Genomic DNA, 25,974 nt, shown 5'->3' with positions numbered 1-25,974 from the left:
ATGGAGTTTAGAAAACTCGGACGTACTGAACTCGAGGTTTCGCCGCTGTGTTTTGGCGGCAACGTATTTGGCTGGACGGTCGATGAAGCAACATCGTTCTCGCTTCTCGACCGTTTTGTCGATGCAGGTTTGAATTTCATTGATACGGCGGACGTTTACTCCGCATGGGCGCCGGGAAATTTCGGCGGCGAATCCGAAACCATCATTGGCAATTGGCTGAAATCCCGCGGCCTTCGTCACAAGGTTGTGATCGCAACCAAAGTCGGATCAGAAATGGGGCCTGACGAAAAGGGTCTTTCTCCCGCCTATATTCGCAAAGCCGTTGATGCCTCCCTCAAGCGGCTGCAAACAGACTATATCGATCTTTATCAATCGCATTGGGATGATCCAGAAACGCCGTTTGAAGATGTTCTTGGCACCTATCACGACCTGATCAAAGCGGGCAAGGTTCGCGCAATTGGCGCATCAAACCTGACGCCAGAACGGCTTACAGAATCGCTTAATATCGCAAAGCAGCACAGCCTGCCGCGCTACGAAACATTGCAGCCGCTCTATAATCTCTATGATCGTGCAGGGTTTGAAGACGGACTTGAAGCCATCTGCCGTGACAACGAACTCGGCGTTATCAACTATTACTCGCTTGCTTCCGGCTTTCTAACCGGCAAATACCGTTCGAAAGATGACCTTGGTCAGAGCGCGCGCGGTCAAACAGTGGAAAAATATCTGACTGATCGCGGATCGCGAATTATAGCAGCACTCGATCAGGTTGCCCGCGCCAATGATGCGACATCCGCTCAGATTGCAATTGCCTGGCTGATTGCCCGACCCGCTGTCACCTCACCGATTGCCAGTGCAACTCGTCTCACCCAGCTCAATGAGTTGATTGATGCAGCACAGATCAAGCTGGACGATGAAGCGATTGCCCTGCTCGACAAGGCAAGCGCTTAACCAAAAACGAAACGGAAGGGTAAACTACCCTTCCAGTTCTTCCCGCAGCATCTCCAGCTCCAACCACTCTTCTTCCATGGCAGAATGCTCGGAACGCTTCTTATCGAGAAGATCGGCGGTCTTGGCAAACAGTGTCGGGTCTTTTGCATAAAGCTGCGGATCAGCAAGCTTACCTTCAAGCACAGACATTTCCTTTGTCAGTGCATCCATCTTGCCCGGCAGAGTTTCCAGCGCAAATTTCTGCTTATAGGAAAGCTTGCGCTTTTCTTCACGCTTAGGCTGAGCAGCTGCGTCGCTCTTGTCACCAGAGCGAGCGGTAGCCGTATTGAGGTTGCGTTTCGCTAACGCCTGCTCCTTACGCTGCGCCATCATATCGGCATAACCACCAGCATATTCGAGCCAGTTGCCATCGCCTTCCGGAGCTATCACCGACGTCACCGTGCGATCAAGGAAATCGCGATCGTGGCTCACAAGGATAACCGTTCCGGGAAAACCCGAAACCAGTTCCTGTAACAGATCGAGCGTTTCCATATCGAGATCGTTGGTCGGCTCATCGAGGATCAGCAAATTGGCAGGGCGTGCCAAAACACGCGCAAGCATAAGACGCGCGCGTTCACCACCGGAAAGCTCGCGGATCGGGGTGCGAATCTGTTCCGGCTGGAAAAGAAAGTCCTTCATGTAGGAAACAACATGACGCTGCTCACCATTGACGACGAGGCTTTCGCCACGGCCATCGGTGAGATAATGCGCCAGCGTATCATCCAAATTGAGGCTTTCGCGCTTCTGGTCTAGCTCAGCCATTTCCAGATTGACACCAAGGCGCAAAGTGCCTGAATCAGGCGCAAGCTTGCCAGTGAGAATCGAGAGGAGCGTGGTTTTTCCGGCTCCGTTCGGACCAACAAGACCGATACGATCACCGCGTTGCACGCGGGTCGAGAAATCATGAACGAGAACGCGCTCACCATAAGCCTTATTGAGCTTTTTGGCTTCAATCACCAGCTTGCCGGATTCCTTGGAATCACTTGCTGCCAGCACGGCCGTGCCTTGAGCTTTGCGATGATTGCGGAAATCGGAACGCATCGAATGCAATTCGCCAAGACGGCGCATATTGCGCTTACGGCGCGCGGTTACGCCATAACGCAGCCAATGCTCTTCGCGCGCAATCTGACGACCAAGCTTGTGATGATCGCGCTCTTCTTCTTCCAGAACCTTGTCGCGCCATTCTTCAAAATGGCCAAAGCCCTGATCGATACGACGGGTGATGCCGCGATCAAGCCAGACAGTCGAACGGCTGACATTTTCAAGGAAACGACGATCATGCGAGATCAGCACAATGGCCGACCGGATTTGACGCAATTCATCTTCCAGCCATTCAATCGTATTGAGATCAAGATGGTTGGTCGGCTCATCAAGCAGCAATACGTCAGGTTGCGGAGCAATAACGCGTGCAAGGGCTGCACGGCGCGCTTCACCGCCCGATAAATGATCAGGCTTCTCTTCACCGGTCAGGCCAAGATGCTCAAGCAGATAGGTCACACGATGCGGATCATCTGCCGGTCCAAGACCCGCCTCCACATAAGCGCGCACATTGGCATAACCATCAAGGTCCGGCACCTGCGGCAGATAACGAATAGTCGCGCCCGGATGTTTGAATATCTCACCGGATGTTGCTTCGACCATCCCGGCTGCGATTTTTAGCAATGTGGATTTGCCGGAACCATTGCGGCCGACCAACGCAATGCGGTCGCCCTCACTCACGGATAGGACGGCTTCTTCCAGAAGCGGTGTGCCGCCAAAGGTGAGCTTGATCTGGTCGAGGCGAAGAAGCGGAGGTGCCATGGTTCTCTTTGAAAACTGCCGTTGAAATTTGTGCCCTGCTTGTCGGGGACAAAACGCGTTCTGTCAAATGATATGGCCCGGAAAAACAAATAGGCCGGATTTCTCCGGCCTATTTTCAAACTTAAATAGCTTAAGCGTCTTAGTTACAAGGCGCTTCGTAAACGCGACCGTAATTATCGCGGTAACGGCAATATTGAACATTGTTACGGGTCGTCGCTGCACCGAGCAACGTACCGCCAACAGCACCAATTGCAGCGCCAGTCAAAGCACCGCGACCGTTACCGCCGATAGCGCCACCTGCGAGCGCACCAAGCGCTGCGCCGCCAACGCCGTAACCGGCTGTACGCTGTTCACCCGTCGTGCATGCTGCTGTTGAAAACGCAAGCGCGCCGACGATTGCGATCATGGAAAGACGTGATTTCATGAAACAATCTCCTATTAGAGTTACACTAACACCGACGTTGCGTCCCCAAATTCGGCGTCCCGCTTGACATATTTACAATACGTTTCGACGCTCAGCGTCAAGCGGTTTCAATTATTAAGGTTAGCGGCGACCCTAAGGATGAGCCTGCTCATCTAAGCTCGCTACAAGTATCGCAAGACCAGAACGCGCAGAAATGCAAAGGGTTCCACGTACAATATTGGATACTGTCCATGAAGAACCAAAAGGCAGGGTCACGTTGTCTAACGGCCACTCCGCATTTGTGATCGAAAGTCCTTCAACGGTGCAGAAATTTACAACGCTGAATGATGTGCCATTTGGGAAATCATAAACATAGTCTCCGGCAACCAGCGGCCAAGCTTCTTCAACGCCGCTGGAGAGCAAAATATCACGGCCTTTGGCTGCCTGTGCCGTCGCCATCGTCAAATGCAGCAGCGTGTGATCGGTACGCGGACCACCAAAAGCCCCGCAAAGAATGACGCGCTCAGCACCTCGTTCGTAAGCTGCCTCGAGCGCCAGCTCTCCGTCGGTCATATCCTTGGCAGCGGGGAATGTTTTTTTCGGCACATGCGCATATTGCGCGAGCAAGTCTTCAGACGTCGAATCAAAATCGCCCAGCCAAAGCTCCGGTTCAACACCGAGCGCCTGTGCGTGACGCATACCACCATCAGCCGCCAAAACTCTTGCGCCGGCTATCTGACGTTTCAGGCGCTCTGTGACAACAAGATCACCGCCGAGAAGAATGACAAATGTACTCATAAGTCGCTCATAACATGCGGAAATTATCCCCGAAAGCCCGCATCTTCATCGCTTGCTCTCGGACGCGTGAAGCACTATTATCGACCTTGCTCTAACGGGGTGCCATTCAATCACTGAATGGCTGAGAGGCCGCACTCCGGCTAACCCGCTGAACCTGATCCGGTTTGTACCGGCGGAGGGATTAGATGCTGACCGATTTTGATAACGGCGCACAATCTTTTCGAACAAAAGAAAGGAATGCCGTTATGCGGCTTTTATCTCTGCTGACCTTGTCATTCACTGCGGCTTTCGCTTTCTCAGCGCAGGCTAAAGATAAACTCACCATTTATACCTACGACAGTTTTGTTTCCGAATGGGGCCCCGGTCCCAAAGTGAAAGAGAAGTTTGAAAAAGAGTGTGATTGCGAGTTGGAATGGGTGGCATCGGCGGATGGCGTTGCCCTTCTCAACCGCCTCAAGCTTGAAGGCGGCAATACCAAAGCCGACATCGTGCTTGGCCTCGATACCAATTTGACGACGGAAGCACGCGCCACCGGCTATTTCGCGCCAAGCGGTATCGATCTTGCGAATGTGAAAGTACCAGGCGAGTTTAAGGACGATGTTTTCGTGCCTTATGATTACGGCTATTTCGCTGTCGTTTATGATTCAGAAAAGCTGCCAAACCCACCGCAAAGCCTGAAAGAGCTGGTCGAAGGCGACCCATCACAAAAGATTGTCATTCAGGATCCGCGCACATCGACACCGGGGCTTGGCATCCTGCTCTGGGTCAAGTCGGTCTATGGCGATCAGGCGGGTGAAGCATGGGCAAAGCTGCAAAAGCGCATTCTCACGGTCACGCCGGGTTGGTCAGAAGCCTACGGCCTCTTCACAAAGGGCGAAGCGCCGATGGTGCTTTCTTACACGACCTCGCCTGCCTATCACATGATTGCGGAAAACACCGAGCGTTACAAAGCGCTGGCCTTTCCTGAAGGAAACTACCTTCAAATCGAGCTTGCAGCCCAGACCACGACCGGTGCGAAGAACCCACTTGCGCAAAAATTTCTGGCTTTCATGACCGGACCCGGCTTTCAGGACGTAATCCCCGAAACCAACTGGATGTATCCAGCGGGTAAAACGTCCGCACCGCTTGCTCCGGCTTTCGACAAATTGCCGAAACCTGAAAAGACACTGCTGATCCCAGCCAATGACGTTGCGAAAAACCGCAAAGCATGGGTTGATGAATGGTTGGCTGCTTCCAGCAAATGATAACATCGCCGACCAACAAACTTGCCAGAAATATGCCTGCGATGAAGCAACTCGCAGGCGTACTGGCGCTTGGCTTTTTAGCGGTTCTGGTCGGCGGCTCTTTGATAGCTTTGGCATTTGAGGCGAGCGGCTTTAATACCGACGTTTATTTCGATGCTTACCTGCTGCGCGTTGCGCGGTTTACCGTCCTGCAAGCGGCAGCATCCGCTCTTTTGTCGGTGCTGTTCGCTATTCCTGTGGCGCGTGCACTTTATTCGGAAACGAGCTTTCCGGGACGCAGCTTGTTTCTTCGCCTTTTTGCGCTGCCGCTTGCACTGCCAGCACTTGTGACAGTGCTTGGCATCACCGGCATTTACGGACGCAACGGCTTCATCGCACAGCTGTCGCAATCGGCGGGCTATCCGGTCTCGCCCGACATTTACGGCTTAACAGGCATTTTGATCGCGCATGTGTTTTTCAACATGCCTTTGGCAGTGCGGCTCATTCTGGCAGCTTATGAATCGATCCCTGCTGATTACTGGAAACTCTCCGCACAACTTGGCATGGGAAACACTGCGCGCTTCCGCCTGATTGAATGGCCAGTCATCCGCCGCAATCTCCCAGGCATAATCGGCCTCATCTTCATGCTCTGCGTGACAAGCTTTACCACTGTTCTGACGCTCGGTGGTGGACCACGTGCAACAACGCTGGAAGTCGCGATCTACCAGAGCCTGCACTTCGATTTCGATCCGGCACGGGCTGTTGCGCTTACACTGGCACAACTCGGGCTTACGCTCGCAATACTGCTTGCTTTGCGGCTGACCGGACGTCCATCAGAAGAAGGTTTGACACTTACAAACACCGCAAGACGTTATGGCAAGCCCACTGCACCTGAACGCATCTTCAATATCACAGCCATCGCCCTAGGCTTTCTCTATGTGGCCTTGCCGGTTACTGGCGTTGTTATTTCCGGGCTTGCTGCCGATCTCATTCGTTTATTAAGCGAACGGACCGTCTGGCGGGCCATCAGCACCAGCATAACTCTCGGCTTTTCCGCAGCCCTTCTGTCCGTCATTCTCTCACTTTCACTTGTCATCGCCCGCGAGGCAACACGAAGTGCACGGCTTTCGAGTCTATTCGATACGGGCTCAAGCCTCATTCTGGTGATGCCGCCTATTGTGCTTGGCGCAGGCTGGTTCATTCTGCTCAGAAACTTCACTGACCCATTTACTATGGCACCATTCATGGTGGTGACGGTTAATGCAGCCATGGCTATGCCATTCGCTGTGCGCCTCTTGCGCCCGGCGTGGGACACATCGGCTGCGCGTCACAACAAGCTCTGCGCACAGCTTGGTATCACCGGCCTCAACCGCTTGCGGCTGATCGACTGGCCATCCATCCGCAAGCCTTTCGGCATGGCCTTTGCTTTCGCCATGGCATTGTCGCTGGGTGACCTCGGTACAATTGCGCTCTTTGGCAGCGATGCGCTTCTAACACTGCCCTATCTGCTGTTTCAGCGCATGGGCAGCTATCGCACTTTCGACGCGGCAGGCCTTGCGCTTATCCTCGGAATCTTATGTCTTTGCCTGATGATGCTTGCAGACCGCACAGCATCGCGAAAGGAAACGCCGCTTTCATGACTGTTACAGCCGACATCAGGCTTCGCGATGTGCATTTCAGCTATGGCGAAACCACCATGTATTTCGACGCGCCCATACCGGGCGGCGTGATTGTGGCTATTGTCGGCCCCAGCGGTTCGGGGAAATCTACCCTGCTTAACCTCATTGCCGGTTTTGAAGCGCCGCAATCGGGCGAGATCAGCATTGGTAATGTCGAGGTCACCGGCCTGCCGCCTGCTGCCCGTCCCGTATCAATGGTGTTTCAGGAAAACAATCTCTTTGCTCACTTGACCGTTGAACAAAATGTTGGCCTCGGACGTTCGCCCAATCTCAAGCTTACGCAACAGGATCGCGCCGCAGTCACCACAGCATTGCAGCGCGTGGGCTTAACCGGCAAAGAACAGCGCAAACCCGAAGCACTTTCCGGCGGCGAACGCCAGCGGGTGGCGATTGCACGAGCACTCGTGCGCCAACGCCCAGTCCTGCTACTCGATGAAGCTTTTGCCTCCCTCGGACCTGCTCTACGACATCAGATGCTCGATCTGGTACGAGAACTGCATCAGGAAAATGCCATGACCGTACTCATGGTCACGCACACGCCAGAAGACGCGCTTTATCTGAATGCTTTGCTGCTATTTTTAGAAAATGGTCACATTACCGCGCAGGGACCGGCAAGTGATTTGCTTTCATCATCTGGACCGGACGCTTTGAAGCGCTATATCGGCGATCAGTCTTTCCAACTCAAATAGAGTTACCGTCGCGGACATATTTTGTTCGCATTCGCCTTGAACAACGGCTTTGATGACCGAACTACTTCTTGTAGGTGCTTCAGTCAGTAGCTAGATTTGTGCCAGAGTGATCGGTACTGATTCAATTGCGAGGGTAAAATACTGTTCCGTCATACGACCCGTCTTCGGGCCTCCCTGTGTCTCCCCCTTTCCCTGCCAGAATGGGCACAGCACAATTGGCGGAAACCAGCCATCGCCTTTGGCTTGCTTTCTGTTGCCCTGATTTCGGGCTGTCAGTCGATCAATTCAAGCAAGGATCTTGGCCTTCAGCCGTCTTCCAATCCGGTAACTGTTGAAAACGTGACGCGAAACGACCGCCTTGCGCAGATCGGCGCACAGCAGCATCCGCGTATTCTTGCCACCTATGGCGGCGAGTATAAGGACGCGAAGCTCGAGCGCATGGTCGCGAAGATTGTGGGTAACCTCACAACCGTTTCTGACAAGCCGGATCAAACCTATCGCATCACGATTCTTGATAGCCCGAATATCAATGCTTTCGCACTGCCAGGTGGATTTCTTTACGTGACGCGTGGTCTGCTGGCGCTCGCCAACGACTCGTCAGAAGTTGCAGCCGTCATCGCACACGAAATGGGCCATGTGGTCGCCAATCACGGTATTCTGCGTCAGGAAAAAGAAGCTGAGACGGCAATCGCCGGACGCGTTGCAACCGAAGTGCTGCACAATGAGAGCGCAAGCCGTGAAGCAGATATTCGCGGCAAGCTGCGTCTTGCGCAGTTCTCACGCAATCAGGAACTGCAAGCAGATGCAATTGGCATCAAGATGATCGGAGAAGCGGGTTATGACCCGTTTGCTTCCGCACGCTTCCTGCAATCGATGGAAGCCTATACGGATTTCCGTTCGGTATCAGGTGCGACCGATGCAAGCCTCGACTTCCTTGCAAGCCACCCTGCAACGCCGCAACGCATTCAACTGGCACTCGGCCATGCGCGCCGCATTGGTGCACCAGGCGTTGGCACCACGGATCGCGATTCTTTCCTCAATGGTATTGATGGGCTGCTTTATGGCGACTCTCCTAGCGAAGGCTATGTCCGCGAGCAGACATTTATTCATCCAAAGCTTGGTGTGACCTTTACCGCTCCCGCTGGTTTCACCATCGACAATTCAGCGACAGCCGTCATGGCAAGCGGCCCCGGCGAAGTGGCCATTCGCTTCGATGGCGCATCGCTGCCTTCAGGCTCAAACCTTACCGATTACATCAAATCGGGTTGGGTAACAGGCCTGGACGAAAGTTCGATCCGTCCAATCACCATCAACGGCCTGCCCGCTGCAACCGCTCGAGCAAGCGCAGACCGCTGGCAGTTCGACATTGTGGTTATAGCCGCTAATAACAAGGTTTATCGCTTCCTCACGGCAGCGCCAAAAGCCAGCAATGCTTTGATGCCTGCATCACAAACCGTGACGCAGTCGTTCCGCCTGCTTTCACCCGCTGAACAGGAAGCGATCAAGCCATTGCGCATTCGTGTGGTCGCTGTGAAGCCGGGTGACACGATGGCAAGCTTGTCCGCACGCATGCAAGGCACCACGCGCAAACTTGAACTCTTCCGCCTGCTCAATGCCATGCCAGCCGGTGCCACTGTATCTGTCGGCGACCGCGTCAAGCTCATCAGCGAGTAAGTCTCAATGGAAGTGATCGTCGAATCATTGCTCGCTGGTAAGATCGCCCCCTTAGGAGAGCGGCAAGCGCCAAGCGGCATTGATAAAAAGCCAGTTTTTGGCCCTGTGCGCCTTCTACGCGACGGATTGGAATGTGATGAGCAAGGCGACAGAAAAGTGCATGGCGGACCTGAAAAGGCCGTCCATCACTATCCCCGCGATCATTATGCGGACTGGCTGAACGATGTGGGCGAAAATCAGCAGCTGAACAATGCGGGTGCCTTTGGTGAGAATATTTCCACCAATGGGCTTACTGAGCATAACGTTGCCGTGGGTGATCGCTTTCGCATAGGCACGGCAATCATTGAAGTTTCTCAAGGCCGACAGCCGTGCTGGAAGCTCAACGCACGTTTCAATGTCGCAGATATGGCCGTCCGTGTTCAGAAGACAGGACGCACCGGCTGGTATTATCGTGTTTTGGAAGAAGGCGTCGTTGCTCAGAACGATTCAATGACGCTCATCGAGCGTCTATCGCCGCAATGGACCTTACACCGTCTCTGGCATCTGCTTTATGTCGATATGCTCAATTATGACGAACTAGCGCAGATGGCCGATATCGCCCATCTCGCCGACGGCTGGAAGCGCTATGCCCTCCGCCGCCTTGAAAACCGTAAAGTCGAAGACTGGTCAGCCCGATTAAAAGGCAGTCAGGACTAAATATCAGGCCTGATAAGCCGCCATTTCGTGCTGATCCAGCAATGCGATCTTGAGCTTTTCCATTGCCCTGCTTTCGATCTGCCTGACACGCTCTTTTGAAATGCCAAGCTTTTCGCCAAGCGCTTCCAACGTTACGCCATCATCATCAAGACGACGCTCGCGAATGATATGCAACTCGCGTTCATTGAGCGCATGAAGCGCTGTATGAAGCCAGCCGACACGACGTTCGGTATCGATTGTGCCTTCCACTACCTCATCCTGCAAAGGATGATCATCGACAAGAAAGTCCATGCGCGTGGACGTGCCAGATTCGTCATTGCTCATCGACGCTGAAAGCGAACTGTCAGAGCCGGAGAGCCTGCTATCCATAACTTCAACATCGCTCGCCGAAACGCCGAGCTGGGATGAAATCTGGAGATAGATTTCTGCCTTCGTCAGTGTTTCATCTTCTTGCGCAAGCTTCGAGCGCAGGCGGCGAAGGTTAAAGAACAGCGACTTTTGTGCCGAGCTGGTGCCACCGCGAACGATCGACCAGTTACGCAAAATGTAATCCTGCATCGAAGCGCGGATCCACCATGAGGCATAAGTCGAGAAACGAACCTCACGCTCAGGATCAAAGCGAGCCGCTGCTTCAAGAAGACCCACATAGCCTTCCTGAATGAGATCACTCATCGGCAGTTTGAACTTGCGGAAACGTCCCGCCATCGAAATGACCAACCGCATATGCGATGCGGTAATGCGATGCAGGGCTTCCTGATCCTTATTTTCTTTCCAGGCTATTGCCAGCGAACGCTCTTCTTCACGCTCAAGGTATGGCGCTGACATCGCGTTGCGGATCATCGATTGTGGGGAGGAAGACGGTGCAGGCACCATGCTGCGCGATGCCTTAGGCAACCGCACCGAAGGAACTGAGGCTGAAGCTTGGGTCGGAACTGGGGAGGAACTGCTTATCGACAACATGCTCATCTGGTTCTCCTGTTCTTAGTGCAAAGCCTTCAAAAGAACTCTGAAGGGCAAGACAAAAGATAAATCAGCTCTGCGAAGAACAATTGAATGAACAACTTGTATTCGTTCAAAAACCCTATGACAGACCTGCTTTGAGGCCAGATTGGTACGCCGCAAAACAAACCCGTTTACGAACTGGTCTGATTACAACGCGAACAAAGCTCTGCGGTTCCATACGGAACACGATAAATCTTCGAATACTCAAGAAAATAGAGTTCAGGTTCAGTTGGGCAAGGCCAGAAACTATTTTCCGGCAAATAAAAAGCCCGGCTGAACCGGGCTTTTTAAAGAAAAATGCAGCGATTTATTATGCTGCTTCGACTTCGTCACCTTCAGCATCGCCTTCGGCTTCAATATCAGCCTTGGTACGCTTCGGGCTCTTGGCAAGATTTGCTTCGATGAGACGAACAGCTTCTGTATCAGAAAGCTTGTTCACGGCAGCGATTTCGCGAGCCATACGGTCAAGCGCTGCTTCATAAAGCTGACGCTCCGAATAGGACTGCTCTGGCTGATTTTCAGCGCGATGCAGATCACGAACAACTTCAGAAATCATAATCAGGTCGCCGGAATTGATCTTTGCATCATATTCCTGTGCGCGGCGCGACCACATGGTGCGCTTCACGCGTGCACGGCCCTGTACGACCTTCAATGCGCGTTCGACATAATCGGTTTCCGACAGCTTGCGCATACCGATCGTAACAGCCTTAGCGACTGGAACTTTCAGGCGCATCTTGTCTTTTTCAAAGTCGATTACAAAAAGCTCAAGCTTGTGGCCGGCAACTTCCTGCTCTTCGATGGCTACGATTTGACCAACGCCGTGAGCTGGGTAAACAATGGATTCACCGGTCTTGAAACCTTGACGAGCCGGCGTCTTCTTCTGCTGGGATGTCATACGCTCTAATACTCCCTGTTGTGCCCGGCACAACTCGCCGGTTAACACATGATTTCGACCGCACTTCTTGGGAGAAGTACGGAAGTCGTTGCGGTTTTGAACTGGAAGCGCGTCTCAGGCACAAATTTATTCACCGGGAGAGTTTGGTGAGGAACGGTTGCTGCAATCGCAATAATCCATCCCGGTGCCATACAGCCCAGTAAAAAAGATTAGCCCTTTCAGAGATTAACGCATTTGCGCCACGTGTTGACGTCCAGTCACCGAAATTATTTACGCAAGGTAACACAATTTCGCGCAAGAATCAACAAATTGCCAAATATGTCGCGTTCCACGATTCAGAACGCATTTTTGAGGCAACTATTTTTATCAAAATTAACCGAAAAAAGCTCTGGCGAACGATCAATCGCCCGGTCCGGCTTCAGCCGAGAAGAACTGCTCCAGCTTGCCAGACACGCCGTCCATTTCTTTCGCTTCAGGAAGCTCATCTTTTTTGGCGGTCAGGTTTGGCCACTTCGCCGCATATTCGGCATTCAGCTCCAGCCACTTGTCGAGGCCCGGCTCAGTATCAGGGCTGATGGCTTCAGCAGGACATTCTGGCTCACAGACGCCGCAATCGATGCACTCGTCCGGATTGATGACGAGCATATTCTCGCCTTCATAGAAACAGTCGACAGGACAAACCTCGACGCAGTCCGTATATTTGCAACGAATGCAATTATCGGTCACGACATACGTCATTGTCCAACTCCTGTTGCCACTCTTCCATTTGAAGAGACGGCTTATCTCTAGTGAACTGGCAGTTAAACACGCAGATCGAACATCTGAATGTTTTCGCTCCGGTCACGTCATATGTGTCACGCATATGGTGCTACGGCGTGTGGCTTGCTTGCCAGCTCATGCCTATGCAATCGCCAACGGTGAGGTAACGACTTTATCTCGCCATGACAAGGGTCCAAACGCCGCAATATCACTATGTCACGAACATCTGAAATGGCATTTCTTTTGTGCGTGAAAATTCAGAAAATGCTTTTGTTTTAGACGCTTAACACGCAATTTCATTCGTCAAAGAGCATCAAACTGCGTCATTGCGTCCGCATCATTGACCGCGCAAACGGTCCGTTTCCCGGCGTTCTTTCTTTGTCGGTCGCCCCGCACCGCTTTCGCGCTGTGGCTTCACCGCTTCGATAGTTTTGGATTGTTGCGTTGGTTTGGGCGTCATATCTTCATAAAGAAGCTGCGCTTCGGGGGCTGGGCCACGCCGTTCTCCGGGAACCAAAACCTTGTAGACCAGAATATGCCGATCAAGCGTGATAGTCAGAACATCGCCAATCTTTACTTGATAGGCAGCCTGATCGATCTTTCCGCTATTAACCCGGACTTTACCGCCAGCGGCGAGTTTCGCCGCCAGCGATCTTGATTTAACCACGCGTGCAAAGAACAGCCACTTATCAATGCGCTGTCTTGCAATCGCTTCGGTTACCATTTTACTTCTTCATCTGCTCCTTAAGAGCAAGAAGCTTGGCAAATGGCGAATCGGGGTCAATACGAACCGGACGTTCCTGCTCGACGCGCTTGTTTGCCTGCGGGCTCACATTATCACGTTTTGGGTCACGATTTGGCTGGCGATGATCGCGATTGCCATCGCGAGGCTTGCCTTTAAAGCCTTCACGCTTGTTCTGGCCACGATCCTGACCTTCACCATCATTACGACGGTTCTTGTCAAAGCGCTTTGCACCACCACGATTATCGCGTGGAGCCTGCGCATCACCACCTTCAGTACCAGCATCCGATTTCCGCGCTTCACCCTGCTGTGGGCGATTGTTGCGCTGACGATTCTGGTTCTGATCCTGATTGCGAGTGCGACCTTCAAAGCGACCCTGACGCCAAAGAAGAATTGGCTTTGGCTCTTCAGCTGGAGCTTCAACCGCTTCTGAAACTGGCTTTGCTTGCGCAACAACCTGAGCAGGTTCGACCGCAACAGGCGCTGGAACAGGCTCTGCGGCAGGAATAGCAGGCTTAACTTCGCTAACAGGTGCAGAAGCTGGAACAGCTGCTTTGAAGACGGTTTCTTCTTCAACAACCTCAACTTTAGCAGCAATTGCAGCAGCAGCCGCAAATGCATCAAGCTCGGCTAGCTTTGCTTTGACGGCAGCCGCATCCATAGCTTCCTGACGATAACCGAGGCTTTTTAGAATCTCTTCCATGTCCTCAGCAGTCGCGCCCAGAATAGACATCATCGCTGGCGTCACAATAAAGCGACCGCCATCAAATGCGCCTTCCGCACGCGTGCCAGTACCCGGACGCCAAGCGAGCGCTGGACGGATGAGATCAGCCAAACGTTCCAGAATATCGATACGAACAGCACGACGGCCCAGCACGCGATAGCCTGCAAGACGATAGAACTGCTGATCAAAAGCCGGATCAACGACAACCGATGTACGGCCAGCGGCCAGCACATTGACGACATCGCCGTAGCCCGCGCGTTCTTTACCTTCGTTCTTCAATGCCCAAAGCAGTGTGATCAGGCCAGCAGGAGCAGGCTTGAGCAGCATTGGCATAAAAACATGATAGGCACCAAAACGCACGCCAAGACGACGAAGCGCTGCGCGCGAATCCTGATCAAGGCCGCGTACTTCTTCGCTCACATCGCGGCGCTGAAGAACACCAAGACCTTCGACGATCTGGAAAGCCAGACCGCGTGTCATGCCGGTCAGCGCATCAGCGGCATTGAGATCCGTCAAAGGCTTCAGAACGGTTTCAATGTGGTGAGCGACAAAACGTTCAATCCGTGCCGCGACCTTATCGCGTGCTGGGCCAGTCAGCTGTTCATCAGCCAAAATGACCGCGCGCGGCTTCAGCACATCATCGCCCGCAACAAGCGTGGCGACAGTCGCACCAACCCAGCGCAGAACACCGTCTGAACCGAGCGCAAAATCACCGTTGGGAGCAGCAGCAAAACGCTCCGCACGACGGTCAAATTCGGCGGCAAGCGCCTTTTGTGCAGCCGTCTTTACTGCCTTCGCATCCGGTCCATCGGACTGAACGTCAGCGGTAAAACGGAATCCTTCCAGTTGCCCGACATTATGGCCTTCGACATTTACGTCTCCGGTCGAGCTGATTTCTGCTTCTAGCATAGCATTCTCTCTCAGGCGCCTCATAAGCACGCTTGTCCTGCGGTCTACAAAGCGTTTCGTCAACCTTTCATGCAGCGCGTCGGACAATCTGTCCTCAATTTCGCGCGTCTTTTCCTGCCAGTGTGTCGGATCGGCAAGCCAACCGGGCCTGTGCGACACAAAAGTCCAGGTACGGATTTGCGCGACGCGATGAGACAGAGTGTCGATTTCCCCCTCTGTACTATCGGCGCGGCGCACCTGTTCGCTCATATAATCTTCATCAACGCTCCCTCGGCGGACCAGATCCTGATAAATGGTTGCTATGATATCGGCATGTTGAGCCGGCGCGATCTTACGATAATCTGGGAGCGCACAGGTATCCCACAAAAGTTCAATCCGCGCAGGCGTCGTTGCAAGCCGCACAATGTCTTCGTCTTTCGACAAATTTTCAAGAGCCTGCTGATCAACAGCGGGCAGAGCTTTGGTCAAACCGACGACCGGCGTTGGTGTATCCAAAGAATAGAGCAAGGCATTCAGCGAAGAAAAGTCGAAACGACCCGTTCGCCATTGTAAAACTTTTACCGGATCAAAACTATGGGCTTCGACCCGCTCAACCAATTCGTCATCCAGTGGTTGAACCTGACCCGTCACACCAAAAGTGCCATCGCGCAAATGACGACCAGCGCGACCAGCAATCTGCCCAACCTCGGCAGGTGTCAGATCTCGGAACTGATAACCATCAAACTTGCGGTTCTGCGCAAAAGCGACGTGATCGACATCGAGATTAAGCCCCATGCCAATGGCATCGGTCGCAACCAGAAAATCGACATCACCCGATTGATAAAGCTCGACCTGCGCATTGCGGGTACGCGGGCTCAGTGAACCCATCACCACGGCCGCACCACCACGCTGGCGGCGGATCAGTTCAGCAATCGCATAAACTTCGTCACTCGAAAAAGCGACAATGGCCGAACGGTTTGGCAGACGGATAATCTTCTTGGAACCGGCATAAGTTAGATGTGACAAACGCGGACGCGTCACCACTGTGATGCCACGCAGCAGCTTTTCCAAAATACCGCGCATGGTGCCAGCGCCGAGCAACAGCGTTTCCTGCCGCCCGCGCAGATGCAAAATACGATCCGTAAAAATATGCCCGCGTTCAAGATCGCCAGCGAGCTGCACTTCATCGATAGCCACAAAAGGCATATCCGTTCGGCGCGGCATGGCCTCAACAGTGCAAACAGAATAGCGCGAATTGGGTGGCGTTATTTTTTCTTCGCCGGTGATCAGCGAAACATTGGCCGCGCCCACTCTCTCGACCACACGATTGTAAACCTCGCGCGCAAGCAAGCGCAGCGGAAGACCAATCATGCCACTGCCATGTGACAACATCCGCTCAATCGCGAGATGCGTCTTGCCGGTATTCGTCGGCCCAAGCACCGCAGTCACACCGCGGCCGCTTAAGGTTAGCGGCAGATCATGGGCAGGGAGTTGGTTCATGCCAATTGTAGAATTCCCGGAACAAATGCCATACATAAAGCTATGCGATAGCACTATATGACTTGAGCCGAAAGCGCTCCTGTTAAGTTTAGACCTATGTTCTTAAAGCAATTCCGGCGCGGTCAAAGCCGCGACTGTTCTAGCCGGAACTCTTGCTTCATGCACCCTCAAAAAAACAAAACGGCTTATCCATGGCACTGCGCCTCAATACACATGATTCACGCTGGGTTTTAGATGCCCGAACATCTTAACGAATGTGCCTTTTAACGAATGGAACGACTCTGGAACGAATCAGCGACGAATCGCTGACTCTGCGTTCTTCGCCTTTTGTTCACGGCAACATATAGATGCTTACGCGTATCTTGCTACTATATGCTGAATCGCAATTATTAATGGGCGAGACTTTTCGAGTATGAAACTGCGATTCTGTTAACCTTTGCGTCTAATCGGCAAAATCCGCAGAACGCGATTAAATCACCAGTTTCTAAATTATCATTTTTTTCCGAGCCTTAGCTCAACTCAAGCCGGTTAAAAGCGTCTTTTCATTAACCTTCAGTTCAAAGCCAGAACGAATCGGCGACGAATCGCTGATCAATCGATTTTCTGTTTTTGTTCTCACAATATGTAGTGGCTCTGTCGCTGGAATCCCCATAGGGCAGCGCATAGTGGCTGCCCTATTCTCGTTCCAACGCGTATCGGCGTTAACTTTTAGGCTGTTTAAGGCCGTTCCACGCACATGGCCACACCCATGCCGCCACCTATGCAAAGCGTAGCAAGACCGCGCTTTGCGCCACGACGTTTCATCTCATAAAGAAGCGTTGTCAGCACGCGTGCACCTGATGCGCCTATCGGATGACCGATAGCGATCGCCCCGCCATTCACATTGACGATCTCTGGATTAATCCCTAGATCACGCACCACAGCACAGGATTGCGCGGCAAAGGCCTCATTCGCTTCGACCAGATCAAGATCAGCAACTGTCCAGCCAGCCTTTTCGAGCGCTTTGCGCGTAGCAGGAATTGGTCCGGTTCCCATGATCGATGGATCGACACCGGCTGTTGCCCAGGAAACAATCCGCGCAAGCGGCTCGACACCGCGCTTTGCAGCTTCATCCGCTTCCATCAGAACAACCGCCGCAGCACCGTCATTAATGCCGGACGCGTTGCCAGCCGTTACAGTGCCTTCTTTATCAAAAGCAGGCTTCAGCTTGGCCAGCGCTTCAATGGTCGTCCCTGCACGAATATATTCGTCAGCAGACACAATGGTTTCACCTTTTCGGCTTTTCACAGCAAACGGAACAATTTCATCATCGAAACGCCCGGCCTTTTGCGCGGCCTCTGCCTTGTTCTGCGAAGCAAGCGCGAAACTGTCTTGCTCATCACGACTGAGATGCCATTGTGTTGCGATGTTTTCGGCGGTGATACCCATATGATAACCGTGGAAAGCATCGGTCAGGCCGTCCTTGATCATCGTATCGATCATCTTAAAGTCGCCCATCTTCACGCCACTGCGCAGATGCGCGCAATGCGGCGCCATCGACATGGATTCCTGGCCACCTGCCACAATGATTTTCGCATCACCCGAAAGAATCTGCTGCATGCCAAGCGCCACGGCGCGCAGACCGGAACCGCAAAGCTGATTGATTGAAAACGCGGTCGCCTCAACCGGACAACCAGCGGCCATAGCGGACTGACGGGCGGGGTTCTGCCCCTCACCTGCCGTCAGCACCTGCCCGAGAATAACTTCATCAACGTCCGCTGCATCAACACCGGCGCGCTCAAGCGCTGCCTTGATTGCAACGGCTCCGAGTTCATGTGCGGGTACATTAGCGAAGGCGCCATTAAACGCCCCCACAGCGGTACGCGCGGCACTGGCGATAACGATTGCTTTCTGGGCATGTGATGCAGTCATTCTTTCCTCCTTGAAAATTACCGACAGAGAAAGACCAAAACGCATCGCTTTGCAAGTTCCGTGGAATACGGCGATGCGAAGTATTTTTGCTCAAATCAATAATCTGTTTCGTCATTCAGCGCGCAGTTAAAGCCACACGCCTCGCGCAACACGCGTTAAGTTGAGATGACGGAAACCAAGGAGATCACTATGTCCGCGCTCACCCTAGAAAAAGCCAATGCCATCATCACAGCCGCCTTTGCGAAGGCAACTGAACTGAAGCTAAAGCCATTGGCCGTATCAGTTTTTGATGCCGGCGGTCATCTGAAGGCTTTTCAAAAACAGGACGGTGCATCGATTCTGCGTTTTGAAATCGCATCCGGAAAAGCTTTCGGCGCTCTCGCTGTCGGCGCTGGATCACGCTGGCTTAACAATCAAGCAAAAGAACGGCCGCATTTCCTTGAAGGTCTGTCCAACGTTTCCGGGGGTAGAATCGTACCAGTGCCGGGCGGCGTTCTCATCAAGGGTTCCAACAACGAAATAATCGGTGCGGTTGGTATTTCCGGCGACACTTCGGATAATGATGAAATCGCCGCTGTTTCGGGAATTGAAGCCAGCAATTTTGTCGCTGACGCTGGCTAGCGTGATAAACGCCACGTATCATTCAAGATATGTGGCGTTTGCATCCCCACTAAGGGTAATCCTATCTCAAGTTTTTATCAGCGAAACTCGTAATTGCTGCGGGCGTAAGGCTATCAGAACTCCCCACCTGACACGGTGTATCTGATATAAATTTAGATACACCTTCATTAACATCTGTACTTTTAAATACATCTAATAAGAAAATTGATGAATTTAATGACAGATCTCCATTATGTATCAGTATATTAAAAATACCGTCCATGAATAAACCCATTTTTTAAAATTATCTAAAATAACAATTATAAATAGTATCAAAAATCATGTTTTAATTATGATTTTTTACCTTACGGTAAAAATATGAATTCAGACAGCTGTAAAATATTAATAAAAAACGCCGCTTCCGGAAACCGGAAACGGCGTTTTTGAAAATCACCTTTCAGCTGCAAAGCAGCCTAAGACTATTCCTTAGCTTCGAGGACCTGACGGCCACGATACATACCGCTCTTAAGGTCGATATGATGTGGACGACGAAGTTCGCCCGAGTTCTTGTCCTCGACGTAAGTCGGGGCCTTGAGTGCGTCTGCCGAACGGCGCATGCCGCGCTTCGACGGAGACGTTTTGCGTTTAGGTACTGCCATGGATTCAGCTCCACTGATCGATCAATAAACGTCCGGCACGGCCCCGAGGAGCCTGTCACATCGGACAAAATTCCGGAAAGTCACGTGCCTATACACGCTCTCGCGGCATTTGACCAGCGGAGTCTTATCTTTTTTCCAGCTATTGAACACAAGCGACGTAAGGTCCGGCGCGTGAAGCGCGTCCAGCAACAATACGCGAGATACGTTGCATGTTGCGCGTGGGCTTTGCTGGATTGCGAAGCGTTGGATTGGGAAGCGTCACCGCGAGCAACGCGGATTGCTGTGCATTCAGCCGCGATGCGGGTCGTTTGAAATAATGCTGAGCCGCAGCTTCAATGCCGTAGATACCCGGACCCCACTCAGCAATATTGAGATAGATCTCCATAATACGTCGCTTTGACAATACGGCATCGGCAGCCAGTGCCAGCGGAAACTCCAGTCCTTTGCGCACGTAAGACCGACCATTCCAGAGAAAAAGGTTCTTCACTGTTTGCATGGTAATGGTCGAAGCACCGCGACTAGGCGCACCATCGCTGTCGAGCACGAGACTGAGCTGGTGCCAGTCCACGCCGCCATGGCTGCAAAACTGTCCATCCTCGGCCATCATCACCGAATTCACCAGAACAGGTGCGACATCGTCGATACTGACCCACTGTCGATCAACACCTTGAAAGAGAACGTAGTCCTTAACCATCAAAGTTGAAATCGGGCGCACAAAGGGAAGTGAATAGAGCAGAATCAGAAAAAGCGGAACAATGGCGAGACCGAGCAAAATCTTGAGCATAAGGGCAATCCTGCCACCCCAAACGGGATCAGCCAAGTAATTGCGACCATCTTTGCTCCTGAGAATGATTTTTGCCACATCCACCGCCCGTTATTCCATATCAAGCGACATAAACTATTCCTTAACAATAATGAACCTGATTCCATAAAGCTTCTGACAAGAAACAAACTGTTTGATGACCGCTTGATGAAAAAACCTGTGCTGATCGTTGTGCCCAGTTGACCAAATCTGCACTTTCGTCCATCCCCTTGGATATGGAAAACGTGTCTGTCGATTTTGCTCAATCCCTGCATCTGCACGCTCTCGAAGTCGAGACAATGCTGGTCGGGCTTCTGGATCTTCGTTTACGTACCGGTGAAGTGGCGCGCCCCGAGCGATTACTTGCTGCTATGCGCCATGGCGTATTGAACGGCGGCAAAAGACTGCGCCCCTTCCTTGTTGTTGAGAGTGCCGCGATGTTCGGCCAGCACAGCGATTCTGTACTGCGCGTGGCAGCGGCACTGGAATGTATTCACTGCTATTCGCTTGTGCATGATGATCTGCCTGCGATGGACAATGACGATATGCGACGCGGTCAGCCAACCGTGCATAAGGCTTTTGATGAAGCCGCAGCAATTCTCGCAGGCGATAGCCTGCTAACCTATGCTTTCGATATCGTCGCCTCAGACGAGACCGATCTGCCCGCCAGTATCCGCATCGAACTCGTATCGGCGCTTGCGCGCGCATCGGGCATTGGTGGTATGGCAGGTGGTCAGGCACTTGATCTGATGGCAGAAGATAACAAACCGGATGAAGCAGGCATTATCACGCTGCAAGCAATGAAGACCGGTGCGTTGATACGCTTTGCCTGTGAAGCGGGTGCGATCATTGCAGGCGCGTCACGTGAAGATCGCGAGCGCATGGCGGAGTTTGGCTCAGCCATCGGCCTCGCCTTCCAGCTTGCAGACGATCTTCTGGACGTGACTGCTGATGCAGCCATAATGGGCAAAGCAACTGGAAAAGATGCAGCCGCAGGCAAAGCCACGCTCGTGTCGCTTCATGGCATCGACTGGACCCGCAAGCAACTCTCAGGACTTGTTGAACAGGCTGAAAGCCTTCTTGAGCCATTTGGCGACGATGCAACTATTCTCAAACAGGCCGCGCGCTTCATCGCAGAACGCCAGAGCTAACTACGGGCTGATTAGGAAGCAACCTTCTGACCAAGCCCGAAACGGTTCTCGATATATTCGGCAACCATCTTCTGGAAATCAGCGGCAATCTCAGGTCCGCGCAGCGTCGTCACCTTCTTGCCATCGACAAAGACTGGTGCGGATGGCGTTTCGCCCGTGCCGGGAAGCGAAATGCCAATATCGGCATGTTTCGATTCGCCCGGACCATTGACGATGCACCCCATAACCGCGACCGAGAGCCCTTCCACACCGGGATATTTCTCGCGCCAGACTGGCATGCTGCGGCGAATATCGTCCTGAATATTCTGCGCCAGTTCCTGAAACACCGTTGACGTCGTGCGTCCGCAACCCGGACACGCTGCAACAATTGGAATAAACTGGCGAAAGCCCATGGTCTGCAACAATTCCTGCGACACCTGAACTTCGCGTGTGCGATCGCCACCCGGCTCTGGTGTGAGCGAAATGCGAATTGTATCGCCAATGCCCTGCTGAAGCAGAATACCCATAGCAGCGGATGACGCGACAACGCCCTTGGTGCCCATTCCGGCTTCGGTGAGACCCAGATGCAGTGCATGATCGCAACGGTTAGCGAGCATCGTATAAACGGCAATCAGATCCTGCACCTGACTAACTTTGGCCGACAGGATGATCTTGTCGCGGCTCAAACCAATCTCTTCGGCAAGATTTGCCGAAATCAGCGCCGACTGCACAATGGCTTCGCGCATGACTTCTTGCGCGCTCAAAGGTGCACCTTCCGCCTGATTGCGATCCATCAGCGTGGTCAGCAATTCCTGATCAAGCGAACCCCAGTTCACGCCAATGCGCACCGGTTTGTCATAACGGATCGCCATTTCAACGATGTCAGCGAACTGCTTGTCTTTTTTGTCCTTGAAACCGACATTGCCCGGATTGATGCGATACTTCGCAAGCGCTTCCGCGCAGGCTGGATGATCGGCCAAAAGCTTGTGACCGATATAATGAAAATCGCCGACCAGCGGAACATTCATGCCGAGGCGTTCAAGACGCTCACGAATCTTCGGCACAGCCGCAGCCGATTCGTCCCGATCCACTGTAATACGCACGATCTCGGAACCCGCGCGATGCAAAGCTGCAACCTGCGCAACAGTTCCATCAATATCCGCCGTATCGGTATTGGTCATCGACTGCACAACAACAGGCTCGCTGCCGCCAACGATAACACCACCGACACTCACGCCAACGGATCGGCGACGGGGAAAAGGATGCGAAAAATAGCTGACGGTCTCGGAAGACATTGTGCTCTGTTCTTTTGTCCTGCTGCAATTGCCGACGCAAAACATAATTCGCGTGTCGGGAACCGCTCTTCGTACGGGCCTGTTTTCAGGTGGCGTAGCAAGGCGCAATTGTCAACGCCTGCCTGCATCGTTTTCTTGTTATATAATCACTTGCCGACGGCTTGTCGCCTCCTCATTATGCAATGATTCCAGAGGAGGAGATGAAACATGGCAAATGCTAAGGCCCGCAAAACCGCGATTGTCACGGGTTCCAATTCGGGCATTGGTCTTGGCATCGCCCATGCGTTGGCCGGTTCCGGGCACAATGTTGTGATCAACTCCTTCACAGACCGCAGCGAAGACCACGATCTGGCACAAGCAATCGCCAAAGAACATGGCGTAAGCGTGATCTATATTGCCGCTGATATGTCAAAGCCCGACGATTGCCGCGCGTTGATTACAAAAAGCGTCGATGCCTTTGGCAGCGCAGACATTATCGTCAATAATGCTGGCATCCAGCATGTCGCCCCCGTCGAAGAATTTCCGACCGAACAATGGGACCGGATTATTGCGATCAACCTGACATCGGCGTTTCACACCTCAGCCGCAGCGATCCCACATATGAAAAAAGCTGGCTGGGGTCGTATCATCAACATCGCGTCAGCGCATGGTCTTGTCGCATCACCGTTCAAGTCGGCCTATGTCGCAGCCAAACATGGCATTGTCGGCTTCACAAAAACACTGGCGCTTGAACTGGCAACCGCAAAGATAACGGCCAATGCCATTTGCCCCGGCTATGTATTGACCCCGCTTGTCGAAGCACAAATACCCGATCAGATGAAAGCGCATAATATGGATCGCGAAACAGTCATCCGCGAAGTCATGCTCGATAAACAGCCGACGAAGGAATTCGTGACCACTGCTCAAATTGGTGCGCTTGCGGCCTTCCTTGCAACGGATGCCGCAGCGCAGATCAATGGTGCCGCCCTGCCAGTCGAGGGCGGCTGGACCGCCGAATAATTAGAGTAATTAGTGCGAACTATCCGCGTATTTTGCCAGTCCTGAAAACGCCAGCACGACCAGCAACAGAACAGGCAGCGACAAGAACACCACGCTAAAGCCGCTATGCTTGGCAACAAAACCAATCAGCGAAGGTGCAACCAGCATCCCCGAATAGCCCATCGTCGTGGCAATCGACAGGCCAACACTTGGGTTGATGCCCGGTATATTGCCGCCAATCGAGAAGGCAATCGGCACCATGTTAGAGATGCCGATACCGCAGATAGCAAAGCCAAAGATCACGGCATAAGGGTGGCTTGAAATACCGACGATAACCATACCGACAATCGCAATCGACGTACAGAATCGCAGCGTGTTAATCGCACCGAAACGGTCGCGTACAACGTCGCCAGCAAAGCGCATGATCGCCATGGTCATGGAGAAGGCAGCAAAACCAAAGCCAGCAACGGTCACGGACGCGCCCAGTTCATCACGCAGATAATAAGCGCCCCAATCGAGAATTGCGCCTTCTGGAATCATCGAGAACAGAGCAATAATACCCACCAACCATGGCAGTGCGGTGCGTGGTAAAGTCAGCTTCTGCTTTTCACCACTTGGATGATAATGCTTATCGGCAATGATTGAAGGCCAAGCGAAGGCAAGCACGCCTGCGGCAACGACAGTTGCAATCAGCGCATGAATAGTTGAGCCAAGATGCGCGATGAGAAAACCACCAGTCGCGGCGCCAATCAGACCGCCAAGGCTCCAGAATGCATGACAGGACGACATGATTGCCCGACGCATGTGTTTTTCAACACCAACCGCATTCGCGTTCATTGCAACGTCCATCGCGCCGATCATGCCACCAAAATAGAACATAACAATCACGGCTGTGACGATATTGGGCACCAGCGCAATGACGAGCAAAGCCGGGACCAGACCGATTGCAAACATTTTCACAACGGCGCCAGAACCGCGATGTGCGGACAGCGCGCCTGCCACCGGCATCATCGAAAGCGAACCAATACCAAAGACGAGGATCATCAGGCCCATGCCACTGGTATCAAGCCCGAGACGCCCTGCAAATTCGGGTATTTTTGGTGCCCAGCCACCAAAAATATATCCATTCATCAGAAAGAGCAGTGCCACCGCAATACGCTCTCTGGTTACGATTGGCGCACGATCATTGAGCGCATCATTTCGTCCGGCAGTCTGTTCCATGGCTTCCTCAGTCACGACTTTCTAAAGCACATCCCGAAACGGGGGAACCGGTTTTCGGAGTAAGATGTGCGTAAAAACAAATAGATAGAGCATTTCTTCTGATTAAACTCAGTCTAGAAATGCTCTAGGCGTGTATAATCGTCATGCCTGATGCCCGATAAGGCGCAAGCACATCTTCCTTTGTATCGTGTTCGACAGCCATAACATTGACCGCCTTTATGGGTATGACATCGTGCGCAGCAACGGTGCCGAGCTTGTCGCTGGTGATTGCCAGCACAACCTTACGACTACGGCCCGCAATAACCCGTTTGAATTCCGCATCTTCCAGATGAAGTGCTGTAATGCCTGTTTCGGCAGAAAAGCCGCATACTCCGAGCATACAAAGATCAGGCCGCACCAGTTCCGCATCGCGCAAAGCACGCGCACCAACCGCCGCACTCACGCGACGATCAATAGGGCCGCCAATCATCACGACGTCAATCTTGTCGGACTGCAGAACGATTGCTGCAATCGACGGCGTGTTGGTGACAACCGTGATCGCATCACCGCGATCCACGAGCAGACGCGCAAGCGCTAAGTTCGTCGAGGAGGAATCGAGAAACACTGTCATGTTCGGCTCGATCAGACCAGCCAGCGCAGCGGCAAGCGTCGTCTTGGCCTCTGGTCTTTCCGTATCACGTTCAGCAAGTGGCGCGTAGGAAGGAGCGGCCTTCAAAGCACCGCCATAGACACGCTTGCAAAGACCTGCCGCCGCCATCTCGCGAAGGTCACGTCGGATTGTATCTTCCGAAACACCAAAGGATTCAGCGAGCTCGGTCGCCAATACGCGCCCCGACTGCTCAAGCAGTTGCTGAATGCGCGCCTGCCTTTCGTCCAATAATAGCTCTGTCATCGCTCGTTCCTACTACTATGCACAAAC

General features: G+C 52.8%; 23 protein-coding genes and 1 riboswitch. Of the genes, 9 read left to right on the top strand and 14 right to left on the bottom strand.

The window, feature by feature from the left end; all coding sequences use genetic code 11:
• Complete coding sequence (locus ACOZHT_RS17855) at positions 1-948, top strand: aldo/keto reductase (RefSeq protein ID WP_339513130.1); 948 nt, start codon at positions 1-3, stop codon at positions 946-948.
• Between the two features lie 24 nt (positions 949-972).
• Here the strand turns inward: ACOZHT_RS17855 and ACOZHT_RS17850 are convergent, their stop codons facing one another.
• From ACOZHT_RS17850 to ACOZHT_RS17840, 3 genes are all read right to left on the bottom strand, one after another.
• Positions 973-2,787: an ABC-F family ATP-binding cassette domain-containing protein gene (locus tag ACOZHT_RS17850; protein ID WP_339513128.1), complete on the bottom strand. Its 1,815-nt coding sequence runs from the start codon at positions 2,785-2,787 to the stop codon at positions 973-975.
• Positions 2,788-2,926: 139 nt separating this feature from the next.
• Complete coding sequence (locus ACOZHT_RS17845) at positions 2,927-3,211, bottom strand: glycine zipper domain-containing protein (RefSeq protein ID WP_094578220.1); 285 nt, start codon at positions 3,209-3,211, stop codon at positions 2,927-2,929.
• 132 nt (positions 3,212-3,343) lie between these two features.
• Entirely contained in the window at positions 3,344-3,988 is a 645-nt protein-coding gene (locus tag ACOZHT_RS17840; protein ID WP_339513123.1) for a thiamine diphosphokinase, read from the bottom strand.
• A gap of 85 nt (positions 3,989-4,073) precedes the next feature.
• Positions 4,074-4,186, top strand: a riboswitch (TPP riboswitch).
• 47 nt (positions 4,187-4,233) lie between these two features.
• Between ACOZHT_RS17840 and thiB the strand changes: the two genes are divergently transcribed.
• The 5 genes from thiB to ACOZHT_RS17815 all read left to right on the top strand — a co-directional run bounded on the left by thiB (position 4,234) and on the right by ACOZHT_RS17815 (position 9,949).
• Positions 4,234-5,232 carry a thiamine ABC transporter substrate binding subunit gene (thiB, locus tag ACOZHT_RS17835; protein WP_339513121.1) on the top strand — a complete coding sequence of 333 codons (999 nt, stop codon included), beginning with the start codon at positions 4,234-4,236 and terminating at the stop codon, positions 5,230-5,232.
• A complete protein-coding gene (gene thiP, locus ACOZHT_RS17830; RefSeq protein ID WP_421566184.1) occupies positions 5,208-6,851 on the top strand; it encodes a thiamine/thiamine pyrophosphate ABC transporter permease ThiP in 1,644 nt (547 codons plus the stop codon). Before thiB ends, thiP begins: the two co-directional genes overlap by 25 nt.
• Positions 6,848-7,579, top strand: coding sequence for a thiamine ABC transporter ATP-binding protein (thiQ, locus tag ACOZHT_RS17825; protein WP_339513117.1), 732 nt, complete (start codon positions 6,848-6,850; stop codon positions 7,577-7,579). The genes thiP and thiQ overlap by 4 nt, the downstream gene beginning before the upstream one ends.
• Positions 7,580-7,771: 192 nt before the next feature.
• Positions 7,772-9,253, top strand: coding sequence for a cell division protease CdlP (gene cdlP, locus ACOZHT_RS17820; RefSeq protein ID WP_339513311.1), 1,482 nt, complete (start codon positions 7,772-7,774; stop codon positions 9,251-9,253).
• A 6-nt stretch (positions 9,254-9,259) separates the two neighbouring features.
• Positions 9,260-9,949, top strand: coding sequence for an MOSC domain-containing protein (locus tag ACOZHT_RS17815; RefSeq protein ID WP_339513115.1), 690 nt, complete (start codon positions 9,260-9,262; stop codon positions 9,947-9,949).
• A 3-nt stretch (positions 9,950-9,952) separates the two neighbouring features.
• Here ACOZHT_RS17815 and ACOZHT_RS17810 read toward each other — a convergent pair whose 3' ends face one another.
• The 6 genes from ACOZHT_RS17810 to ACOZHT_RS17785 all read right to left on the bottom strand — a co-directional run bounded on the left by ACOZHT_RS17810 (position 9,953) and on the right by ACOZHT_RS17785 (position 18,370).
• On the bottom strand, positions 9,953-10,822 hold the full coding sequence (locus ACOZHT_RS17810; RefSeq protein WP_421566195.1) for an RNA polymerase factor sigma-32: 870 nt from the start codon (positions 10,820-10,822) through the stop codon (positions 9,953-9,955).
• Positions 10,823-11,261: 439 nt separating this feature from the next.
• The gene (locus ACOZHT_RS17805) at positions 11,262-11,846 is read right to left on the bottom strand and encodes a CarD family transcriptional regulator (protein WP_339513113.1); all 585 of its coding nucleotides are present in this window, start codon (positions 11,844-11,846) and stop codon (positions 11,262-11,264) included.
• Positions 11,847-12,245: 399 nt separating this feature from the next.
• Entirely contained in the window at positions 12,246-12,584 is a 339-nt protein-coding gene (fdxA, locus tag ACOZHT_RS17800) for a ferredoxin FdxA (protein WP_339513111.1), read from the bottom strand.
• A 358-nt stretch (positions 12,585-12,942) separates the two neighbouring features.
• Positions 12,943-13,329, bottom strand: a complete 387-nt coding sequence (locus ACOZHT_RS17795) for an RNA-binding S4 domain-containing protein (protein ID WP_339513109.1) — start codon at positions 13,327-13,329, stop codon at positions 12,943-12,945.
• 1 nt (position 13,330) lies between these two features.
• Positions 13,331-16,459, bottom strand: a complete 3,129-nt coding sequence (locus tag ACOZHT_RS17790; protein ID WP_421566183.1) for a helicase-related protein — start codon at positions 16,457-16,459, stop codon at positions 13,331-13,333.
• Positions 16,460-17,176: 717 nt separating this feature from the next.
• Positions 17,177-18,370, bottom strand: a complete 1,194-nt coding sequence (locus tag ACOZHT_RS17785) for an acetyl-CoA C-acetyltransferase (protein ID WP_339513105.1) — start codon at positions 18,368-18,370, stop codon at positions 17,177-17,179.
• Positions 18,371-18,559: 189 nt separating this feature from the next.
• Between ACOZHT_RS17785 and ACOZHT_RS17780 the strand changes: the two genes are divergently transcribed.
• Positions 18,560-18,991, top strand: coding sequence for a heme-binding protein (locus tag ACOZHT_RS17780; protein ID WP_339513103.1), 432 nt, complete (start codon positions 18,560-18,562; stop codon positions 18,989-18,991).
• A 458-nt stretch (positions 18,992-19,449) separates the two neighbouring features.
• On the opposite strand, the gene rpmF is transcribed toward ACOZHT_RS17780, so the two are convergent.
• A complete protein-coding gene (gene rpmF, locus ACOZHT_RS17775) occupies positions 19,450-19,629 on the bottom strand; it encodes a 50S ribosomal protein L32 (RefSeq protein WP_006467787.1) in 180 nt (59 codons plus the stop codon).
• Between the two features lie 139 nt (positions 19,630-19,768).
• On the bottom strand, positions 19,769-20,491 hold the full coding sequence (gene mtgA, locus ACOZHT_RS17770) for a monofunctional biosynthetic peptidoglycan transglycosylase (protein ID WP_339513101.1): 723 nt from the start codon (positions 20,489-20,491) through the stop codon (positions 19,769-19,771).
• 176 nt (positions 20,492-20,667) lie between these two features.
• Here mtgA and ACOZHT_RS17765 point away from each other — a divergent pair, with 176 nt between their 5' ends.
• Positions 20,668-21,582 (top strand): polyprenyl synthetase family protein, encoded by a 915-nt coding sequence (locus ACOZHT_RS17765; protein WP_339513307.1) that lies wholly within the window; start codon positions 20,668-20,670, stop codon positions 21,580-21,582.
• Positions 21,583-21,593: 11 nt separating this feature from the next.
• On the opposite strand, the gene ispG is transcribed toward ACOZHT_RS17765, so the two are convergent.
• On the bottom strand, positions 21,594-22,856 hold the full coding sequence (gene ispG, locus ACOZHT_RS17760; protein ID WP_339513099.1) for a flavodoxin-dependent (E)-4-hydroxy-3-methylbut-2-enyl-diphosphate synthase: 1,263 nt from the start codon (positions 22,854-22,856) through the stop codon (positions 21,594-21,596).
• 207 nt (positions 22,857-23,063) lie between these two features.
• On the opposite strand from ispG, the gene ACOZHT_RS17755 reads away from it, so the two are divergent.
• Positions 23,064-23,855, top strand: coding sequence for a 3-hydroxybutyrate dehydrogenase (locus ACOZHT_RS17755; protein WP_339513097.1), 792 nt, complete (start codon positions 23,064-23,066; stop codon positions 23,853-23,855).
• 9 nt (positions 23,856-23,864) lie between these two features.
• On the opposite strand, the gene ACOZHT_RS17750 is transcribed toward ACOZHT_RS17755, so the two are convergent.
• Positions 23,865-25,055 carry an MFS transporter gene (locus ACOZHT_RS17750; protein WP_339513096.1) on the bottom strand — a complete coding sequence of 397 codons (1,191 nt, stop codon included), beginning with the start codon at positions 25,053-25,055 and terminating at the stop codon, positions 23,865-23,867.
• 124 nt (positions 25,056-25,179) lie between these two features.
• Positions 25,180-25,947 carry a DeoR/GlpR family DNA-binding transcription regulator gene (locus ACOZHT_RS17745; RefSeq protein WP_339513093.1) on the bottom strand — a complete coding sequence of 256 codons (768 nt, stop codon included), beginning with the start codon at positions 25,945-25,947 and terminating at the stop codon, positions 25,180-25,182.
• Between the last annotated feature and the right edge of the window lie 27 nt (positions 25,948-25,974).

The organism is Ochrobactrum sp. EDr1-4 (genome assembly GCF_049199085.1).
In the GTDB taxonomy this organism is placed as follows: domain Bacteria; phylum Pseudomonadota; class Alphaproteobacteria; order Rhizobiales; family Rhizobiaceae; genus Brucella.
This window is presented reverse-complemented; position numbering and strand designations above follow the sequence as displayed.

Excerpts from the sequence above, each read along its gene's own strand:
- ACOZHT_RS17815 (WP_339513115.1), top strand. The coding sequence starts at position 9,260 with ATGGAAGTGATCGTCGAATCATTGCTCGCTGGTAAGATCGCCCCCTTA.
- ACOZHT_RS17845 (WP_094578220.1), bottom strand. The coding sequence starts at position 3,211 with ATGAAATCACGTCTTTCCATGATCGCAATCGTCGGCGCGCTTGCGTTT.
- thiP (WP_421566184.1), top strand. The coding sequence starts at position 5,208 with ATGGTTGGCTGCTTCCAGCAAATGATAACATCGCCGACCAACAAACTT.
- ACOZHT_RS17780 (WP_339513103.1), top strand. The coding sequence starts at position 18,560 with ATGTCCGCGCTCACCCTAGAAAAAGCCAATGCCATCATCACAGCCGCC.
- ACOZHT_RS17855 (WP_339513130.1), top strand. The coding sequence starts at position 1 with ATGGAGTTTAGAAAACTCGGACGTACTGAACTCGAGGTTTCGCCGCTG.
- rpmF (WP_006467787.1), bottom strand. The coding sequence starts at position 19,629 with ATGGCAGTACCTAAACGCAAAACGTCTCCGTCGAAGCGCGGCATGCGC.
- ispG (WP_339513099.1), bottom strand. The coding sequence starts at position 22,856 with ATGTCTTCCGAGACCGTCAGCTATTTTTCGCATCCTTTTCCCCGTCGC.
- ACOZHT_RS17785 (WP_339513105.1), bottom strand. The coding sequence starts at position 18,370 with ATGACTGCATCACATGCCCAGAAAGCAATCGTTATCGCCAGTGCCGCG.
- thiB (WP_339513121.1), top strand. The coding sequence starts at position 4,234 with ATGCGGCTTTTATCTCTGCTGACCTTGTCATTCACTGCGGCTTTCGCT.
- ACOZHT_RS17810 (WP_421566195.1), bottom strand. The coding sequence starts at position 10,822 with ATGGTGCCTGCACCGTCTTCCTCCCCACAATCGATGATCCGCAACGCG.
- ACOZHT_RS17850 (WP_339513128.1), bottom strand. The coding sequence starts at position 2,787 with ATGGCACCTCCGCTTCTTCGCCTCGACCAGATCAAGCTCACCTTTGGC.
- ACOZHT_RS17765 (WP_339513307.1), top strand. The coding sequence starts at position 20,668 with ATGGAAAACGTGTCTGTCGATTTTGCTCAATCCCTGCATCTGCACGCT.
- ACOZHT_RS17750 (WP_339513096.1), bottom strand. The coding sequence starts at position 25,055 with ATGGAACAGACTGCCGGACGAAATGATGCGCTCAATGATCGTGCGCCA.
- ACOZHT_RS17805 (WP_339513113.1), bottom strand. The coding sequence starts at position 11,846 with ATGACATCCCAGCAGAAGAAGACGCCGGCTCGTCAAGGTTTCAAGACC.
- ACOZHT_RS17790 (WP_421566183.1), bottom strand. The coding sequence starts at position 16,459 with ATGAACCAACTCCCTGCCCATGATCTGCCGCTAACCTTAAGCGGCCGC.
- fdxA (WP_339513111.1), bottom strand. The coding sequence starts at position 12,584 with ATGACGTATGTCGTGACCGATAATTGCATTCGTTGCAAATATACGGAC.
- ACOZHT_RS17795 (WP_339513109.1), bottom strand. The coding sequence starts at position 13,329 with ATGGTAACCGAAGCGATTGCAAGACAGCGCATTGATAAGTGGCTGTTC.
- ACOZHT_RS17840 (WP_339513123.1), bottom strand. The coding sequence starts at position 3,988 with ATGAGTACATTTGTCATTCTTCTCGGCGGTGATCTTGTTGTCACAGAG.
- thiQ (WP_339513117.1), top strand. The coding sequence starts at position 6,848 with ATGACTGTTACAGCCGACATCAGGCTTCGCGATGTGCATTTCAGCTAT.
- ACOZHT_RS17745 (WP_339513093.1), bottom strand. The coding sequence starts at position 25,947 with ATGACAGAGCTATTATTGGACGAAAGGCAGGCGCGCATTCAGCAACTG.
- ACOZHT_RS17755 (WP_339513097.1), top strand. The coding sequence starts at position 23,064 with ATGGCAAATGCTAAGGCCCGCAAAACCGCGATTGTCACGGGTTCCAAT.